Annotated in this window: 12 protein-coding genes; 8 read left to right on the forward strand and 4 right to left on the reverse strand. The window is 73.8% G+C overall.

Annotated features, from left to right (window positions below):
- Positions 1–286 precede the first annotated feature (286 nt).
- From ACZ4XD_RS22780 to ACZ4XD_RS22800, 5 genes are all read left to right on the forward strand, one after another.
- Entirely contained in the window at positions 287–3,913 is a 3,627-nt protein-coding gene (locus ACZ4XD_RS22780; RefSeq protein WP_468044788.1) for an FtsK/SpoIIIE domain-containing protein, read from the forward strand.
- Between the two features lie 553 nt (positions 3,914–4,466).
- Entirely contained in the window at positions 4,467–5,858 is a 1,392-nt protein-coding gene (locus ACZ4XD_RS22785) for an ABC transporter substrate-binding protein (protein WP_468044754.1), read from the forward strand.
- Positions 5,859–5,966: 108 nt separating this feature from the next.
- Positions 5,967–7,340 carry a carbohydrate ABC transporter permease gene (locus tag ACZ4XD_RS22790; protein ID WP_468044756.1) on the forward strand — a complete coding sequence of 458 codons (1,374 nt, stop codon included), beginning with the start codon at positions 5,967–5,969 and terminating at the stop codon, positions 7,338–7,340.
- Positions 7,337–8,248, forward strand: coding sequence for a carbohydrate ABC transporter permease (locus ACZ4XD_RS22795; protein WP_468044758.1), 912 nt, complete (start codon positions 7,337–7,339; stop codon positions 8,246–8,248). The genes ACZ4XD_RS22790 and ACZ4XD_RS22795 overlap by 4 nt, the downstream gene beginning before the upstream one ends.
- Before the next feature lie 384 nt (positions 8,249–8,632).
- On the forward strand, positions 8,633–9,592 hold the full coding sequence (locus ACZ4XD_RS22800; RefSeq protein WP_468044760.1) for a class I SAM-dependent methyltransferase: 960 nt from the start codon (positions 8,633–8,635) through the stop codon (positions 9,590–9,592).
- Positions 9,593–9,633: 41 nt separating this feature from the next.
- Here the strand turns inward: ACZ4XD_RS22800 and ACZ4XD_RS22805 are convergent, their stop codons facing one another.
- On the reverse strand, positions 9,634–10,320 hold the full coding sequence (locus ACZ4XD_RS22805; protein WP_468044762.1) for a class I SAM-dependent methyltransferase: 687 nt from the start codon (positions 10,318–10,320) through the stop codon (positions 9,634–9,636).
- Between the two features lie 249 nt (positions 10,321–10,569).
- Here ACZ4XD_RS22805 and ACZ4XD_RS22810 point away from each other — a divergent pair, with 249 nt between their 5' ends.
- The 3 genes from ACZ4XD_RS22810 (at position 10,570) to galE (ending at position 17,149) form a co-directional block, all read left to right on the forward strand.
- Entirely contained in the window at positions 10,570–14,202 is a 3,633-nt protein-coding gene (locus ACZ4XD_RS22810) for a bifunctional glycosyltransferase/CDP-glycerol:glycerophosphate glycerophosphotransferase (protein ID WP_468044764.1), read from the forward strand.
- Positions 14,203–14,466: 264 nt separating this feature from the next.
- Positions 14,467–16,119, forward strand: coding sequence for a glycosyltransferase family 2 protein (locus tag ACZ4XD_RS22815; RefSeq protein ID WP_468044790.1), 1,653 nt, complete (start codon positions 14,467–14,469; stop codon positions 16,117–16,119).
- A gap of 52 nt (positions 16,120–16,171) precedes the next feature.
- Positions 16,172–17,149, forward strand: a complete 978-nt coding sequence (gene galE / locus ACZ4XD_RS22820; RefSeq protein ID WP_468044766.1) for a UDP-glucose 4-epimerase GalE — start codon at positions 16,172–16,174, stop codon at positions 17,147–17,149.
- Between the two features lie 96 nt (positions 17,150–17,245).
- On the opposite strand, the gene ACZ4XD_RS22825 is transcribed toward galE, so the two are convergent.
- From ACZ4XD_RS22825 to ACZ4XD_RS22835, 3 genes are all read right to left on the reverse strand, one after another.
- Entirely contained in the window at positions 17,246–17,905 is a 660-nt protein-coding gene (locus tag ACZ4XD_RS22825) for a class I SAM-dependent DNA methyltransferase (RefSeq protein WP_468044768.1), read from the reverse strand.
- A gap of 56 nt (positions 17,906–17,961) precedes the next feature.
- Positions 17,962–18,234 (reverse strand): DUF1876 domain-containing protein, encoded by a 273-nt coding sequence (locus tag ACZ4XD_RS22830; RefSeq protein ID WP_468044770.1) that lies wholly within the window; start codon positions 18,232–18,234, stop codon positions 17,962–17,964.
- 122 nt (positions 18,235–18,356) lie between these two features.
- Entirely contained in the window at positions 18,357–18,737 is a 381-nt protein-coding gene (locus ACZ4XD_RS22835) for a hypothetical protein (protein WP_468044772.1), read from the reverse strand.
- Between the last annotated feature and the right edge of the window lie 72 nt (positions 18,738–18,809).

Below are 18,809 nucleotides of genomic sequence, written 5' to 3' on the forward strand. Positions count from 1 at the left end.
CGGCCGGAGACCTTCCGAGCTGACCACGGCGGTCGAAATCCGGCCGGGCACGGCGCGCAAGCAGGCACTTTTTCGCCCTTAGAAGACCAATCAAGATCACTGAACGGCGGTCGGCGGGCGCGTTGTCAGTGGCAGGTGCGAGGATGCATCCAGCGCGATGCGGCGGGGGCGCGCGGCCCTTGCCGCGACGTGCACTTGGGACTTGTACGTGCCGACGTGCCCGGGTGCGGTGGGGGGAGCGAGCGGGCCCCCTGCCGGACCTCGGCAGAAGGGACCGTTGACGGCGATGCAGATCCGGCTGACCGTCCTCGGGCCGCGCAGCGGCCACACCACCCGGGCCTGCGACGTGCTGGTCACGGCCCCTGCCGGGACCGCGCTGGCGGCGGTGGCCGGCTCGCTCGCCGCCTCCGTGGCGGGCTCGGGTGCGGATGTCGGCGGCGCGGGCGGCGGCAGCGGCCCCGTCGTCCTGTACGCCGGGTCCGACCGGCTCGATCCGCAGCGCGCGGCCATCGGCGAGCCCCCGCTGATCGACGGCGCGGTGCTCTCCGTCCAGGGCCCGGGCCCCGCTCCCGCACACGGCCTGCCGCACGGCTCCGCGCGGCTGCGTGTCGTCTCCGGACCCGATGCCGGCGGCGTACATCTGCTGCACGGCGGCCAGATCCGCATCGGCCGCTCCGCCGACGCCGACGTCCCCCTCGACGACCCCGATGTCTCACGGCTGCACTGCACCGTCACCGTCGAACCGGACGGCTCGGTCTCCGTCGCCGACCTCCGCTCCACCAACGGCACCCTCGTGGACGGCACCGACCTCGACGAACGCCCCGCACCCCTGCGCCCCGGCGCCCTGCTACGCCTCGGCGAGTCCGCCCTGCGCCTCCAGTCCGCCCCCGGCACACCGGACCCCGCCCTGCCGACCGCACCGGACGGGGAGGGTCATCTGCGGATCACCCCGGGTGCCGCGGGCACGGTCGCGGGCGGACGGGCGGAGGAGCACGGGGCGGGTGGTCCCCACGGGGCCACTGCGGCCGTGGGTGGGGCCTATACGGGGGCCGGGGCGTATGCCGGAGCCGGGACGAACGCCGGGGCCGGGGCGTACGAGCGGGTGACGGGTGGGGCGGCTGCTTCGGTCGGGGCTTCGTCGGCGGGGGAGGCAGCGGGCGGATCCGGGCATCTGTCAGCCGGGACCGGGCGTGCATCGGGCCCAGCCGGGCAGGCGCCGGGCGGAGCCGTATACGCACCGGGAGCCGCGCAGGCACCCGGAGCGGCGCAGGCACCGGCCGGATCCCCCCACGCAGCGGCAGCGGCCCCGCAGCCGCCGGCCGCGCCGGGCCGCCGGGACACGCCCCTGCGCGGCACCCCGGCCGGATACGGCGCTCCCGCCGCATACGGCGCAGCGGCCCCCGGCCCCGACGGCTCGCGCCCGGCCGGCGCCCCGTCCCCGGACACCTCCACCGGCCACGTCTACGACCGCACCACCGACGGCGGCAGCCCGTCAGCCGGCTGGGGGCCCGGCGTCCGGGAACCAGCCGACGGTTTCCCGGCCACCGGCGGGCAGCGGACGCACGGCGGGCAGCAGTCTTTGGCACCGGCCGACGAAGGTCCCCGTAAAGGCGGGCGGCGCGGCGGTATCGGGGCCTGGGCACGGCGGCTGGCGGGTGGCCGGCCCGCCGTGGAGCGGCCGGACGAGAGCCTCCCGGCGGCGTACGAACCGGCAGGCGACCCCACGGCCGCCGGCGCGGACGCCCTGGCCGCCGCCCCGGGCCCGGAAGCGCTCGCCGGGCCCGCCGCCGAGGAACGCTGGCCGGACGCCGCCGCGATCCTGCTCACCGCACTGGGCCCGGGGCCGCGGCTCTGGGAGCGCGGCCCGGACCACCCCGACGCACTGACCGTCCGGCTGGGGACGGCGGCCCGCAGCGGCGGCCGTACCGCGCTGCCCGTCACCGTCGAGCTGCGCCGGGCGGGCTCCCTCGGCCTCGCCGGGCCGCGGGCGCGGCTGACCGGACTGGCCCGCTGCGCCCTCGCCCAGCTCGCCGCCCTGCACTCCCCCGGCACCCTCGACATCGTGCTGATCAGCACGGACCGGGCGCGCCCCGCCGAGGAGCGGGTGGCGGACTGGTCCTGGCTCGGCTGGCTGCCGCAGGTCCGGCCGGAGCGTGGCCAGGACTGCCGGCTGCTGCTCGCGTACGACACGGACCAGGCCCTGGCGCGCACGTCCGAGCTGGTGCGCCGGCTCGACGACAGCCCACTGGGCCCCGGCTGGGCCGATGCCGAGCGGGCGGAGATCGCCGCCGCCGCGGCCCGCCACCAGGGCCCGTACACCCTCGTGGTCGTGGACGGCGACCCCGGCACCTCCGCGCTGCGCGAGACCACCGCCCGGCTCGCCGCGGCCGGGGCGGCGGCCGGTGTCCATCTGCTGTGCCTGGCCGAGACCCCGGCCTCCTCCCCCGCCTTCCCGCTGGCCGCGACGTACGAAGCGGCCCGCACGGCGTCGCCCGCCTTCGGGGAGTGCGGGGCGGTCGCGGTGCTCAGCGGCGATGTCGCCACGGCGCTGCGCGTCGTCCAGCCGGGCTCGGGCCCCAACGGCACCGTCGCGACGGTGGACGCGGTCTCCGGCGCCTGGGCCGAACGCTTCGCCCGGGCGCTGGCGCCGCTGCGCGAGACCGATGGGACGGCCACGGCGGCCGGGGGCGGTGCGGCGGTGCGGGTGGCCGTCCCGCTGCCCGATTCGGCGCGCCTGTTGGACGAGTTGGGGCTGGCCCGCGCCACCCCGGCGTCCCTGATGGCCCGTTGGGCCGCCGCCCTGGACACCGACCGGCCCGGCGCCACCGCGGTCCTCGGCGCCGGTCCACACGGTCCGCTGTGCGCCGATCTCGCCGCCGACGGCTCGCACCTCCTCGTGGAGGGCGCGGCGGCCACCGGCAAGACGGAGCTGCTGCGGTCGCTGGCCGCCTCGCTGGCCGCCGCCGACCGGCCGGATCTGCTGTCGATGGTGCTGGTGGACGGCGGCGGCAGCGAACGCGGCGAGGGGCTGCGGGTGTGCACGGACCTGCCGCATGTCACGACGTATCTCGCCGCCTCGGACCCGGTCCGGATGCGGGAGTTCGCCCAGGCGCTGTCCTCGGAACTGAAGCGCCGCGCGGAGATACTCGCCGGCACCCCGTTCACCGAGTGGCGCAGCAAGCATCTGCCGGCACCGCGAATCGTCTCCCCGCGGCGCTCCACCGAGGGCCGTCACGGAGAGCAGGAATCAATCACTCTCCGTAATCGTTGCCGTAACAACGAGGAAGAAGGCGGCACCCCGGCGGACCCGTCAACGACCGGCACCCTACGACTCCGCCCCCGCAGCGGAGCCCCCAGCGGAGCCCCCGCCAATGACCCCGCCCCCGAGCCGGCGGTACCGATGCCCCGGCTCTTCGTGCTGGTCGACGACTTCGACGCCCTGGTCGCCCCGGCCCTCGGCAGCACGGGCCGCCCGGCCGCCGGGTCCGTGGTGCGCGCCCTGGAGTCGGTGGCCCGGGACGGAGCGGCGCTCGGGGTGCACCTGATAGCCGCGACCGGCCACCCGGACCGCACGGCCGAGACCGCGACCAGCGAACGGGCTGATCTGCGCGTCCAGTTGGGCGCCACCACCGATCCGTCCGAGCCGGTGCCCACGGGCCGCGGGCGGCTGTACCGCGCGGCGGACGGTTCCTCGACGCCGTTCCAGGCGGGCCGGGTCACGGGCCGGATACCCCGTACCTCCACCCTCCGGCCGACGGTCGTCCCGCTGGAGTGGCAGCGGATGGGCGACCCACCGGCCCGGCGCCCGCTGCGCGAGCTGGGCAACGGCCCGACGGACCTGGCCCTGCTCGCCAGCGCACTACAGCGGGCCGCACAGTCCTCGGGCGCGGCGACCTCCCCGCCCCTGCTGTGAAGCACGTGCCATGAAGCATGTGCTGTGAAACTGAAGCACGGACGTGCGGTGAGAAGTGGACGTGCCGCGAGAGGCCGACGTGCGGTGAGAAGCGGACGCGCTGCGAGACGTGGACGTGCGGTCAGAAACGGACGCGTGGTGAGACGCGTACGCCACCCATAACAGCCCCGTCACGAAAGGCCGGTTGACGCGGAAGGCGGTATTGCGGCCCCCGTGGCCAGGGCGTAGGACTGTCGCACAGCGCAACGCCGCGGCGCACCGGTACGACGCACCACGCGGCGCACGTTGGTACGACGCACCACGCGGCGCACGTTAGGACGCACCGCACCACGCAGCGCACCGCAGAACACACCGCACCGCACGACGCGCCCCACGGCGCGACGCACCGCACCACGCGGCGATACCACCCGCACAGCACTGCACCACCGCACCGCACCACCGCACAGCACCGCACCACCGCACAGCACCACCCGCAAGGCAGAGGCGTCGTGGCGCGTTATGGCGCGGCGTTCTTCCGTTGGCACGGCAGGCGCAGGGACAGGGGGCTACGGGGATGGGCAGACGACTGGACCGTATTGACCGGGCGGCTGGGCGGGCCGTGGCCGGGGTGGCGGTGAGTGTGGCACTCGCCTTGGCGCTGGCCGGATGTGGGAGTGGCGGCGGGGGGAAGAAGGATGAGGGTGAGGGGGGTGGTGGAGGGAAAGGGGGGAGTACGGCGCCGACGGTGCGGCTTCCTTCGTTGAAGGGGGAGAAGCTTCAGGTCACCGCGGTGTGGACGGGGCCGGAGCGGGAGAACTTCCAGAAGGTGCTGGAGGAGTTCGAGAAGCGCACCGGTGCCACGGTCGACTTCGTGCCCAGTGGTGACGACATGGCCGGTTTCATCGGGTCCAAGATCGCCGGTGGTGGGCCGCCGGATGTGGCGATGCTCCAACAGGTCGGCGTGCTCAAGGAGTTCGCCGGGAAGGGGTGGCTCAAGCCGCTCGGCGCGGGCGCCAAGGCGCAGCTCGCCAAGAACTATGCGAAGGGCTGGCAGGATCTCGGCGCCCATAAGGGCACCCCGTACGGGGTCTACTTCAAGGCCAGCAACAAGTCGCTGGTCTGGTACAACGCCCGGACGTTCGACAACGCCGGTGCCAAGGAGCCGAAGACCTGGCCGGACTTCGTCAAGGCGGCGGAGGTCATCGGCGAGTCGGGCGTGGAGCCGGTGTCGGTGGGCGGTGCGGACGGCTGGACGCTGACCGACTGGTTCGAGAACATCTATCTCTCGCAGGCGGGGCCCGGGAAGTACGACCAGCTGGCGCAGCACCGGATCAAGTGGACCGATCCGTCGGTCAAGCAGGCGCTGACCACGCTCGGGCAGCTCTTCGGCCGGAAGGATCTGCTGGCGGGCGGCAACTCCGGTGCGTTGCAGACGGACTTCCCGACGTCGGTGACCCAGACCTTCAGCGGCGGTGACGCGCCCAAGGCCGCGATGGTCTCCTCGGCGGACTTCGCCGCCGCCAACATCACCCAGACCAGGGCCAAGGTCGGCAAGGACGCCAAGGTCTTCCCGTTCCCGGCGGTGGGCGCCAAGTCGCCGGTGGTGACCGGCGGGGATGTGGCGGTGGCGCTCAAGGACGGCAAGGCGTCGCAGGCGCTGCTGACGTTCCTGGCGTCGACGGATGCCGCGAAGATCTGGGCGCAGGCGGGCGGGTTCATCTCGCCCAACAAGGAGCTCGATCAGGCGGCGTACGCCGATGACGTGCTGCGGGAGATCGCCAAGGCGCTGGTCGCGGCGGGTGATGACTTCCGCTTCGACATGTCCGACCAGGCGCCCGCCTCGTTCGGCGGCAAGCCGGGCCAGGGCGAGTGGAAGGACCTTCAGGACTTCCTGAAGGACCCGAAGGACATCGCGGGCACGCAGGCGCGGTTGGAGAAGGACGCCGCGAAGTCGTTCGGGCGCTGAGAACGCGAAGTCGTACTGAGAACGCGAAGTCGTACTGAGTACGCGTAGTCGTCCGGGCACTGTGTATGTGCCGCCGTCCGTGTCGAGCGGGACCGGGGGACCGTCACGATGAGCGACGTACAGGTCAGCGGGGCCGGTGAGCGGCGCCGGAGGAGAGCCGCGAGCGGGGGCCGCGGGCGGGCGCGCGCCGCCCGCCGCCGCCCTGGCACCCGCCGGTGGCTCGCCGCGGTGTTTCTGCTGCCGGCGCTGGTGCTGCTCGGTGCGCTGGTCGGCTATCCGATCGTGTTCTCCGTCGTCCGCAGCCTGTTCGACGCGTCCGGTGACGGCTTTGTGGGGCTGGACAACTACGGTGCGATGTTCTCGGACGAGGGCATCCGCACGGCGCTGCGGAACAACGTCGTCTGGGTGGTGGTGGCGCCGACGGTGTCGACCGCGCTGGGGCTGGTCTTCGCGGTGCTGACCGAGCGGATCCGCTGGGGCACCGCCTTCAAGCTGGTCGTGTTCATGCCGATGGCGATCTCGATGCTGGCGGCCGGGATCATCTTCCGGCTGGTGTACGACCAGGCGCCGGAGCGTGGGGTCGCCAACGCGGTGTGGGTCGGTGTCCATGACACCTTCGCCGATCCGGCGCCGTTCCCGGGCGCCAAGCCGCGGCCGCGCGCCGGTCTGCAGCCGTCGGGGGGCGGCTCCTTCACCACCGGGTCGGCCGTGCGGGCGGGGTCTGTGGTGCTGCTGCCGCTGGTCGCCGTGCAGCCGGAGGATGTGCGCGGGGCGCGGGCGGCGGCCGTCGCCCGGCCGCAGCCGGGCAAGGTCACCGGTACCGCGTGGCTGGACTTCACCCGGGGCGGTGGCGGCCGGCCGAAGGTGATCGACGGCAATGAGAAGGCGCTGGCCGGTCTGCGGGTCGAGGCGGTCCGGGGCGGGAGGGTGGTCGCCTCGGCGACGACGGCGGCCGACGGCAGTTTCGCGCTGCCCGCCGGCCGGGCGGACGGTGCCCGGCTGCGGCTGCCCGCGGCTGATTTCGCCGAGGCGTATCGCGGTGTCGACTGGCTCGGTCCGGCGCTGGTGACCCCGGCCATCATCGGCTCCTATGTGTGGATGTGGGCCGGTTTCGCGATGGTGCTGATCGCGGCGGGTCTGGCGGGCGTGCCGCGGGAGCTGCTGGAGGCGGCGCGGGTGGACGGTGCGGGCGAGTGGCAGGTCTTCCGCCGGATCACGGTGCCGCTGCTGGCGCCGGTGCTGGTGGTCGTGCTGGTCACGCTGATGATCAACGTGCTGAAGATCTTCGATCTGGTCTACATCATCGCGCCGGGCTCCAGCATCCGCTCCGCGAATGTGCTGGCGCTCCAGCTCTTCCAGTCGTCGTTCGGCACGGATGTCGACGAGGGCCTGGGCAGCGCGATCGCCGTGTTTCTGCTGTTGCTGGTGCTGCCGGTGATGTACGTCAATCTCCGGCGCCTGCGGAAGGAGCGTCGCCGATGACGACCGTGGACGGTGTCGTGCGGAGCGGGCGTTCCGGGGCCGGTGCCGTACGGGCCCGACGGCCGCTCGCCGCGCGGCTGGTGGCGCGGGCCGGCGGCGGCGTGATGCGGGTCTTCCTGGTCCTGGTGGCGCTGTTCTGGCTGATGCCGTCGGTGGGGCTGTTGTTGTCGTCGCTGCGCAGTCCGCAGCGGATCGCCGAGTCCGGCTGGTGGCAGGTCTTCCGTGAGCCGGCCCAGATCACCTGGGACAACTACAGCCAACTGCTGTCGAACGACAAGGTGATGGGTTCGCTGCTGACCACGGCGGCGATCACGGTGCCGGCGACGGTGCTGGTCGTCGTCATCGGCTCGCTGGCCGGTTACGCGTTCGCCTGGATGGATTTCCCCGGCCGGGACGGCTGGTTCCTGGCCGTGGTGGGGCTGCTGGTGGTGCCCGTGCAGGTGGCGCTGATCCCGGTGGCGAAGCTGTTCGGTGCGGTCGGGCTCTTCGAGACGACGGCCGGGGTGATCCTTTTCCATACGGCGTTCGGGCTGCCGTTCGCGGTGTTCCTGCTGCGGAATTTCTTCGCGGAGATCCCGCGGGAGCTGCTGGAGGCGGCCCGGCTGGACGGGGCGGGCGAGCTGCGGCTGTTCACCCGGGTCGTGCTGCCGCTGGGCGGTCCGGCGATCGCGTCGCTGGCGATCTTCCAGTTCCTGTGGGTGTGGAACGACATGCTGATCGCGCTGATCTTCGCGGACAGCGGGCATCCGCCGGTCACCGTGGCCCTTCAGCAGGAGGTGCGGCAGTTCGGCAACAACATCGATGTGCTGGCGCCCGGCGCCTTTCTGTCGATGGTGGTGCCGCTGATCGTCTTCTTTGCCTTCCAGCGCCAGTTCGTGTCCGGTGTGATGGCGGGTGCGGTGAAGTGATCTGCGCACGGGGGCCGGGTGCCGCCGGGCCGCACGCCATCTTCCGTTCATTTTCGTCCGCCTACGATGTCGTCGCTGCCGTGCCACGCACGGTGCGGCCGGGCTCCGTCCTGGCGACTGCCTGAGCCGCGCCCGCACGTCCCGTGCTCCGGGGCGTGGCGCCCCGGCCCCTGCCGGGCCGTGCTCCTGCGCAGCGGCTCCGGCGCCGGGTGCGCCCACAACTACAGAGACGCACCACCGCGGAGACGCACCACCGCAGGCCGCAGATCTCTCCCCGCGTTTCCCCGGTACATCCACGGCAGCCAGGCCGGCACATATCGCACCTCCCCCACGCACGTGTCGTCTTACGCCCTACGTTCCCGACCGTCTGGAGACGGACCGCACATGACTGCCCCCATCGCAGACCAGAGTGCCGCACAACTCCCGCGCCCCACCCGGCTGTCCGAGGTCAAGGGCTGGTTCTTCACCGCGGACCAGCTGCTTTTCGACTGGTTCCTGACCCGCCAGAAGGAGCGTGCGGAGCCGGGGGATCTGCTGGAACTGGGGGCGTACATGGGCAAGAGCGCCATCTTCCTGGGTGCGCGGCAGCGGGCCGGCGAGCGTTTCACGGTCTGCGATCTCTTCGACTCCCCCGCCGAGGACGCCTCCAACTCGCAGGAGATGAAGAAGTCCTATGCGACCTTGACGCGGCGCGCCTTCGAGGCGAACTACCTGGCGTTCCATGAGGAGTTGCCCACCATCGTCCAGGGCCTCAGCTCGCTGGTCAGTGAGCATGTCGACGCGGGTTCGGTGCGCTTCGCCCATATCGACGCCTCGCATCTGTACGAGCATGTGCACGGCGACATCCTCGCGGTGCGCGAGCTGCTCACCGGCAGTGGTGTGGTGGTGATGGACGACTACCGTGCCGAGCACTGTCCGGGGGTGGCCGCCGCCACCTGGCAGGCCGTGGCGAACGAGGGGCTGCGCCCGATCTGCCTCACCGGCACCAAGTTCTACGGGACCTGGGGCGATCCCGAGCCGCTCCAGCAGGCGCTGATCGAGTGGATCAAGGCCCGCGGCGACATCTGGCACGAGGTGCAGTACGTCAACGGCGCCCCGCTGGTCCGGCTGAGCGCCAAGGGCGCCAAGGAGCCCGCCCACCCGGTGTCCCGGCACCGGTCCTCGGGTGCCCGTGCCCCGCTGCGGCCGGCCGCGGCCCGGGCGCCGGAGGTCTCCGCGGCCCGTCCGGGCCCGCGCGCGCCGTTCCCGGCCCGCCGCATGCTGCGCCGGGTCGCCCTGGACGTGCTGCCGCCGGTCCTGACCCGGGCGCTGGTGAACGCCCGCAAGCGGGCCCGTACGCGCTGATCTCGCCGCGCGGGGCCGGGGGCACGCGCCTGCCCCGGCCCCTAGCGCGGCACCTGCCCCAGCAGGACGAACACATTGGCGCGCAGCAGCATCCCGGCCGGGCGGGGCAGCGGATGGGAGTACGTGCGCCGCACCGTGAGCCCGGCGGACTCGGCGAAGGCGCGCAGCAGCGGGAAGTCGGTGAAGCGCACCGGGGCGGGGCCGGCCCGGTGTCCGGCCTCCTGCGCGGTGATCAGCAGCACTCCGCCGCCGGGCCGTACGTACGGCACATAGGCCCGCAGCAGGCCCTCGACCTGTTCGTCGTCCAGGTGCTCCAGGACGTGGGCGGTCAGCAGCGCGTCGAACGCGCCGGGGCGGGCGTGCGGGCTCGCGAGGAAGGTGTCGGCCGTGTAGGCGGTCAGTCCGCGCTCCCGGCAGCGCGCCACGGACCGCGGGTCGTGGTCCACGCCGACGCTGCCGGGCGCGCAGTCGGCGAGGGTGTCGCCGGTGCCGCAGCCGATCTCCAGGACCCGTCCGCTGCCGATCCGCCGCAGCTGGCTGCGGTACGGGGAGCGGGCGGGCAGCAGCCGGGCCGGTCCGCGGCGTCCGCGTTCGGCCGGCAGCCGGGCGGTGGAGGCGGACGGGGCGGTGCCCGCGGGGGGCGCGGGCCGAGCGGTCCGGATGTCGCTGCCGGGCGGCCCGGCGTCGGGGCTGTCGGTGGCGGCGGAGCTGTCGGTTCGGCCGGGCATCGGGACGCGGTCACCTTCCCTGGGGAACAGGGCGCACGGGGCGCCGTAAAGCTGTGCAACGGGTCTACGGCATCGGACGCGGCCCGGCACTACGGCGCGCCGACTTCGCACACTGAGCGCAATCATGTGAACACACGGTGTCGATGATGGGTCTCACCCTTTCAGCGCAGATCCGGTGACCGTGCCGCCGTGGGCGAGTTGAACGGACCGGTCTTGTGCATCGCCAGTCCGGAAAGGCTTGGTCCGCGTATGAAGCCACGGCTCACCGTCGTCGTCCCGGTACCCCGCGCCGAGGGGTCCGAGCGGAATGTGGAGGAGTGCCTGGAGTCGGTCGCGGCCCAGACGCTGACCGAGCTGGATGTGGTGCTGGTGGACGGCCCACCGGGGGCGGGGCCCGGGGGCGCCGCCTCGGGGGCCGGCCCGGCCGCGCTCGCCCGGCGGTTCGCCGCCCGCGATCCGCGGTTCCGGATCGTCCACCACCAGGAGGGCGGCCCGGCCGGCGGCTGTGGCGCGGCCCGCAACGCCGGTGCCCGGCACGCCTATCCGCACACCGGCTATCTCGCCTTCCTCGACGCCGAGGAGGATGTGCTGCTGCCGCGCGCGTACGAGGATCTCGTCGGCGTGCTGGACCGGTCCGGGTCGGATCTCGCGACCGGCAACGTCTACCGGCTCGGTGCGGCCGGCCGCAGCCAGTCCGCCCACCATCCGGCGGGCCGGGAGACCGCGCTGCGTACCCGGATCGGCGACGACCTGACCCTGCTGTCGGACCATGTCGCCCGCAACAAGGTCTTCCGCCGCGCCTTCTGGGACCGGCACGCGCTGGCCTTCCCCGAGGGCGAGTGGTGCCATGACGCGGCGGTGACGCTGCCCGCGTTCTTCCTCGCCGACGCGGTCGATGTGCTGCACGAGCACGTCTGTTACCGGCGGCTGCCGGAGGGGCCCGGCTCACACCGGCAGCTCGACGCCCGGGGCGTACGGGACCGGTTCGCGGCGGTGGCCGGTGTCCGGCGGTTCCTCGCCGATCCGGCCCGCGGGGCGCTGAGCGGCCACCGGCGCGACTATGACCGGGCGCAGCTCACCGAGGGGCTGCTCGATCTGGTGGAGGCGCTGCCGGGGGCCGCCCCGGAGTGCCGGACCGCGTTCCTGGACTGCGCCCGCGACTTCCTGTCCGGTGTGGAGCCGCGGCTGTTCCCCACGCTGCCGGTGGAGCTGCGGATGCGCTGGTATCTGATCCGCGCCGGGCGGCTGGCCGATCTGCTGGCGCTGCTCACCCATGAGGCCCGTAACCCGGCCGGGTTCACGGTCGCCGGGCCGCCGCTGCGCAAGCGTGCGGTGCTGCCGCTGGCCCCGCCGCTGGAGCTGCCGCCGGGGGTGACCCGGCTGGAGAGGGCCGACTTCCCCGTCGTGGCGCGGGTGCGGGAGGCGGTGTGGCGGGACGGTGTGCTGGTGCTGCGCGGCTACGCCTATCTCCGCAATCTGGACGCCGCGGCCCGGCACCGCTATCTGCGGACGGCCGTGCTGTCGTGCGGGCGGCGCCGGGTCCTGCTGCCGCTGCGCACGGTCCCGATGCCGGAGGCGACCGCGGAGTCCGGTCAGGAGCTGCACTGTTACGACTGGTCGGGCTTCGAGATGCGGCTCGATCCGGCCCGGCTGCGCAAGGGGGGCCGCTGGGAGGAGGGCGACTGGACGGTCGGGGTGCTGCTGGCGTCGGCGGGGGTGGTGCGGGCCGGGGCGCTGTCCGCACCGGACACCGGTTCGGGGGCCGCGCCGCGCACCCATGACGTGGCCGGGGACGGCGCGGACGAGGGGCTGCGGATCACGCCCTGGTACGCGGGCGGGCGGCTGCGGCTGTCGGTGCACCGGCGTACCCGGCGGCTGGCCGGGCACCGTGCCGCGGCGGCCGGCGATCTGGACCTGACCGTCGGCGTGCCCGGCCCGCCGCCCGCCGCGCTGCGGCTGACCCACCAGGGGACCGGCACGGTGGTGTCGTTCCCGGTGGAGCCGGCGCTGCCCGGGGAGGCGGGGGCCCCGGAGACGGGTCCGGGGGCGGCGGGCGGTGTGCCCGGCGGCCCGCCGTCGCCGCACACCTTCCGCATCCGGCTCGACGCCCTCGCCGCCGCCCTCCCCACCCGGGACGGCGCGCCGCGGGCCGTGCCGTCCGCGCACACCGACAGCTGGGCGCCGGAGCTGGTGCTGCCCGGCGGCGGCACCGACCCGATCGCCTGCGCGCCGGAGCTGACGCCGGTGCCGTATCCGCTGCCGCACGGCCGTGAGCTGGTGGTGGCCGCCACCCCGGACGGGCGGCTCGTGCTGCACGACCGTGTCCCGCAGCCGTACCTGGACCGGCTGCTGTGGCGCGCGGACGGCACCCTGCTCCTGTCGGGCGGGTTGCCGGCCGCCGCGCCGCACGCCACCGAACTGGTCCTCAAGCACGGGGCGCACGCCACCGAGCTGGCCTTCCCCACCACCCATGACGAGGGCCGGTTCCACGGCTCGCTGCCGCTGGGCGCGCTGCCCTCGCTGGCCGGGGCGGTGCCGCTGCGGGAGGGCCGCTGGACGCTGCATCTGCGCGAACGGGGCGCGCCCGGCTGCCCGTTGGACGCCCCGGTCCGCTGTGCGCCGTCGGTCCTCGACGGGCTGCCGGCGACCCGTACGGTCCGCGGCAAGCCGTTCAGCCTCGACCGGCACCGGCACGACGAGGCGCTCGTGGTGGCGGGGCCCGCGCTGCCGGCCACCGACCGCGGCCCCTACCGGCGCCGGATGCTGCGCGAGCAGCACTACTCGCTGCACCGCTCCCGGCCGCTGCGCGACACCGTCCTCTACAGCAGCTTCGGCGGCCGCGCGTACGGGGATTCGCCGCGGGCGGTGCACGAGGAGCTGGTCCGCCGGGGCATGGAGGTGGAGCATCTGTGGGCGGTGCGTGACGCGCAGAGCGCGGTGCCGGCGACGGCCCGTGCGGTGCTGGTGGGCAGCGCCGAGTGGCACGGGGCGCTGGCGCACAGCCGATGGGTGGTCACCAACACGCATCTGCCGCGGTGGTTCACCCGCCGGGGCGGCCAGCGGATCATCCAGACCTGGCACGGCACCCCGCTCAAGCGGATCGGCGCCGATCTGGCGGGCACGGTGTGCGCGGGCCTGGCGCATCTGGCGCCGCGGCCGCGGGTGAGCCGGCAGTGGAGTGTGCTGCTGTCGCCCAACGCGCACAGCACTCCGGTGCTGCGGTCCGCGCTGGGCTACTCGGGCCGGCTGGTGGAGACCGGACTGCCGCGCATGGACGCCCTGTTCGCGCCGGACCGCGAGCTGACGGCGGCCGCGGTGCGGGAGCGGCTGGGCATCGAGCCGGGCCGGAAGGTCGTGCTGTACGCGCCGACGCCGCGGGACGATCTGGCCTACGACGCGGGTCATCACCGGCTGCATCTGCCGCTCGATCTGGACCTGGCACGGCGGGAGCTGGCCGATGACCATGTGCTGCTGGTCCGCGGGCATCCGCTGGTGGCCGACCGACTGCCGGCGCACCATGCGCCGTTCGCCCGCGATGTGTCCGCGCACCCGGACGCCACCGAGCTGCTGCTGGCGGCGGATGTGCTGGTCACCGACTATTCGTCGCTGGCCGTGGACTTCGCCAACACCGGCCGCCCGATGCTGTTCCTGACCCCGGATCTGCCGCACTACCGGGACACGTTGCGGGGCTTCACCCTGGACTTCGAGGCCCGGGTGCCGGGGCCGCTGCTCGGCTCGACCGGTGAACTGATCGACGCGCTGGGCGACTTGACGGCGATCGCGGCGGCGGGCGCGGACGCGTACGCGGATTTCCGGGAGTCCTTCTGCCACCGGGACGACGGCGGTGCGGCGGGCCGGGTCGCGGACCTGATGGAGCGGTGACCGGGGCCGGTCCGCCGCGAAATGAGGGTGGCTGGATCGGCATCCTGCGGCACTCGCGTCGTTACAGCATGTGCAGGTGCCCTCACGGGCCCCGGCACACCCCGAGCCCGGCTCCCGCCCGGCAGAAACGGCAAGAGGGCGGAAAAGCGGAGCGACGGGTGCAACCGTGCGACGGATTTCACCCTCTGAATCATCGGAAATGGGTTCGGAATTCCCGCTCGCGCCAAGAGATGCTGTCGACACGAAATGTAGATTTCAGTGACTGTGAAAGAAGCCCTTGAGCCACTGCCGGGGCCCACCATCACGCCATCCGCGCAGGTCAGCATCGTCGTCATCGCCTTCAACGATGTCGGCCATGTCGGCGAGGCGGTGCGCTCCGCCCTCGCGCAGGGGAAGCCCGGCGAAACGGTCACCGAAGTGATCGCGGTGAACGACGCGTCCACCGACGGCACCGGCGCCGCCCTGGACGCCCTCGCCCGTACCGAGCCGCGGCTGACGGTCATCCACCGCGACGAGAACAGCGGCGGCTGCGGCACCCCCCGCAATGACGGACTGCGCGCCGCCACCGGGCGGTTCGTGATGTTCCTCGACAGCGACGATGTGCTGCCGCCGGGCGCGGCCCGCGCGCTGCTGGCCGCCGCGCTGGAGCATGACGCCCCGGTCGTGGCCGGGGCCTGTGTCCGCCGTGAGCTGCCGGCGCACCGCGATGTCCCCTGGCAGCCCGGCCTCTACCGCGAGCCGGCCGTCCACGACTCGCCCGACGCCAGCCCGCAGCTGGTCCGGGACACCTTGTGCGTCAACAAGCTCTACGAGCGGGCTTTTCTCGACAAGCACGCGATCACCTTCCCCGAGGGCCGTTTCACCTACGAGGACTTCGTGTTCACCGCGCGGGTGCTGGCCGCCGCCCCGCGGATCGCCACCCTCCCCGACCGGGTCTACATCTGGCATGTACGCCGTTCCGCGGCCCGGCAGTCGATCTCGCTGGACCGCGCGGACGTCGCCAACTGGCAGGCGCGGATCGCGGCGCACCGGGCCAGTGTGCAGATCTTCCAGGAGGCCGGGCACAAGGCGCTGGCGCATGCCGCGCGCACCAAGTTCCTCGACCACGATCTGCGGATGTACGTCCGGGAGCTGCACACCCGCGGCGCCGACTACCGCGCCGAGTGGTGGCGGCTGACCCGGGAGTATCTGGCCGGTTTCGACGAGCCCGATCTGCGGGCGGCGCGGGCCCCGGCGCGCTGGCTGGCCCGGGTGGTGCTGGCCTCGCCGGCCCCGCGGGACCTGGGGCGGCTGACGCAGCTGGCGGCGCGGCCCGGCCGGCTGCTGCCGCCGTACGCGGAGGCCGGCGGCCGCGCGGTGTGGTCCGGGGACCTGCCCGAGGTGGAGCTGGACGCGATCGGCACCAAGCCGATGCACCGGCTGCCGGTGACCATAGACGCGGAGCCGGCCGTCAGCAGCCCCGGTGTGCTGCGGCTGCGGGTGCACGATCTGTACGGGCGGCTGGCCGCGGCCGGGCCGGAGAGCATCGACATCGAGCTGCGGCGCCGCCGGGACGACCGGCGCGGCCCGGTGCACACCGCCGCGCTCACCCCGGCTCCGGCTTCCGGCGGCTCGGAGGCCTGCTGGACCGCCGAGATCGTGCTGGATCTCGGTGCGCTGGTCGAACGGGACGGCGCGCACCGTGCCGACCCCGAGCCGTGGGATCTGATGGCGCGGGTCAGCTGCGCGGACGGGGCCGGTTTCCGGGCCGCGCTGCGGGCCATCGGTCCGGGGCTGCGCCGCCGGGTGCTGCCCAGCCGCCGCCATGTCCTGCTGCTGGTGCAGCCGTACGCGACGACCGGCGGCGCGCTGTCGCTGCGGGTCGCGTCGGGGCTGCGCAGCGTCTGGCGGATCGCCGCCCGGCGGCTGCGGAGCTGACCGTCCCGGACCCCTCCCCCTCCGCTTCGTCCCCGAGCCTAGGATTGATGCCATGTCTTACTTGATCACGGGTGGTGCCGGCTACATCGGCTCCCATGTCGTACGGGCCCTGCGCCAGGCGGGCGAGACGGTCGTCGTGCTCGACGATCTGACGGCGGGCGTGTCCGCCCGGATCCCGGAGGACGTCCCGGTGGTCGTCGGCTCCACGCTCAACCGTGAGCTGCTCGACACCACCTTCGCCGAGCACGGCATCACCGATGTCATCCACCTGGCGGCCAAGAAGCAGGTCGGCGAGTCCGTCGAGATGCCGCTGCTCTACTACCGGGAGAATGTGCACGGTCTCCAGACGCTGCTGGAGGCGATGGCCGCGGGCGGCGTCGGCCGGCTGGTGTTCTCCTCCTCGGCCGCCGTCTACGGCATGCCGGATGTCGAGCTGGTCACCGAGGACACGCCGTGCACGCCGATCAATCCGTACGGCGAGACCAAGCTGGTCGGCGAGTGGATGGCCCGGGCGGCGGGGCGGGCGCACGGCATCAGCACCGCCTGCCTGCGCTACTTCAACGTCGCCGGGGCGGCCACGCCGGAGCTGGCCGACACCGGGGTCTTCAACATCGTCCCGATGGTCTTCGAGCGGCTCACCGCGGGCGCCGCGCCGCGCATCTTCGGCGATGACTACGACACGCCGGACGGCACCTGCATCCGCGACTACATCCATGTCGCCGATCTCGCTGAGGCCCATGTGGCGGCCGCCCGGAAGCTCGCCGAGCCGGGGCCGGTGCGCGATCTGACGCTGAACATCGGGCGGGGCGAGGGGGTGTCGGTGCGCGAGATGGTCGATCTGATCGCCGAGATCACCGGGCATCAGGGCGTCACCGCCGAGGTCACCCCGCGCCGGGCGGGCGACCCGGCCCGGGTGGTGGCGGCCGGCGACCGGATCGCCGACGAGCTGGGCTGGAAGGCCCGGCACGACGTCCGCGACATGATCACCTCGGCCTGGGAGGGCTGGCGCTACCACCACCCGCAGGCCTGAGCGGGCCGCGTACCCCGCGGACGGCCGCCGGCACCGTGCTCAGCGGTACCGGCGGCCGCGTCGTGCGGGGGGGGGCGTCCGGTGGGGCGGCGGGCCTCAGGCCCCGGCCGGTTTGCGGGCCAGGAGAGCGGCCTGCCGGGTGGACTCCCCCAGCTCCTCGTCCGGCTCCCGCAGCAGCTGGGTCCGTACCTCCAGGCCGGCGGCGGCCAGCATTCCGGCGATCCGGTCCGGCCGGCGCCGCCGGAAGTCGAGCGCCACGGGGTGGCCGAACGGCTGCGCCACGTGCAGCGGCTCGTCCCCGACCTGGAAGGCGAGCAGCAGCATGCCGCCCGGGGCCAGCAGCCGGTGGAACGCGGCGAACAGCTCCGGCAGCCGCTCCTCGGGGGTGTGGATGATCGAATACCAGGCCACGATGCCGCCGAGGGCACCGTCCGGCAGCTCCAGGCCGGTCATCGAGCCCGTCTCGAACCGGAGCTGCGGATGTAGCCGCCGGGCCAGCGCCACCATCTGCGGTGACAGATCGACGCCGAAGACGGGCAGGCCCAGGCCGGCGAGGTGGGCCGTCACCCGGCCGGGCCCGCAGCCGAGGTCGGCGACCGGGCCGGCGTCGGCGGCCCGCACGAGTTCGGCGAACCCGGCGAGCACCGCCCGGTCCATCGGTCTGGCCGCGAGGTGATCGCGGAAGTGCGCGTCGTAGTCGGTGGCGACAGCGTCGTAGAACGCCCGGGTGGTCTGCAGGAAGTCCGGTTCGGTCACGGACGGGCACCCTACTGCGCGCGCCGGGCCGGTGGGCGGGGTGCGGCGGGTGCCGCTCAGGTCAGCGGGTGGGACGTCCGGCCGGACGCCTCGTCGATCTCGTCGTGTGCCTTGGTCAGCAGTTTCATCGCCAGTTCGTTGAGCGCTCTGGCTCCCGCGACCTCTTCGCCGACTCGTGGCTGGTTGGCGTCGACGGGGTGGCGGCTGGCGTACCCGTGGCCGCGCACCTCGGTCCCGTCGGGGAGCCGTACCAGGGCGGCGGCGCGAGTGCGGTGGTTGTCCTCCTCGAATTCCAGCTCGACATGCCATCCGACAGCGGTCTGCAACATGACGATCACCTCCGGAACCGCTGTTACCAGGGTGCGCCCGCTTGCCGTCCGCCGCACGGTGTGCGGGGCCGGGCCTCCCGGTGGGAGACCCGGCCCCGGCGCCTCTCAGGGGTGCCGCACGGCTACGGCTGGAGGGTGATCGAGTTGATCGGCGTCATGTCCTTGTCGATGTAGTTGTTGGCCGGCAGGTAGCCCTGGCAGCCGGTGCCGTTGTAGCCGGTGCAGGTCCGCATGGTCGCGCCCCCGGACTGGTTGTTGTAGATGCGGTGCACCCCGACCATGTTGCTGAGGTTGTGGGCCCCGTAGCTGTAGTAGAAGTGCGACGGGTGGCCGCCGTTCCAGCCGGCGTTCTGCGGGTAGATGCAGACCGCGCCGTAGGGGCATCCCTGGGTGGTGGCGGCCTGGGCGGCGGCGGGTCCGGCGGTGGCGACGACCGTGCCGGCCGGGACGACCAGCGCCGCGACGGCCGCGGCCGCTATGCCGGCTCGCTTGATGACGGACATATCTGTTCCCCCTGTCATACGGCCCGCGAGCCCCTCGCTCGCGGTGGCACCGTGGCCGGTGCCTGATAGTCG

Source organism: Streptomyces sp. NPDC029466, from assembly GCF_055574515.1.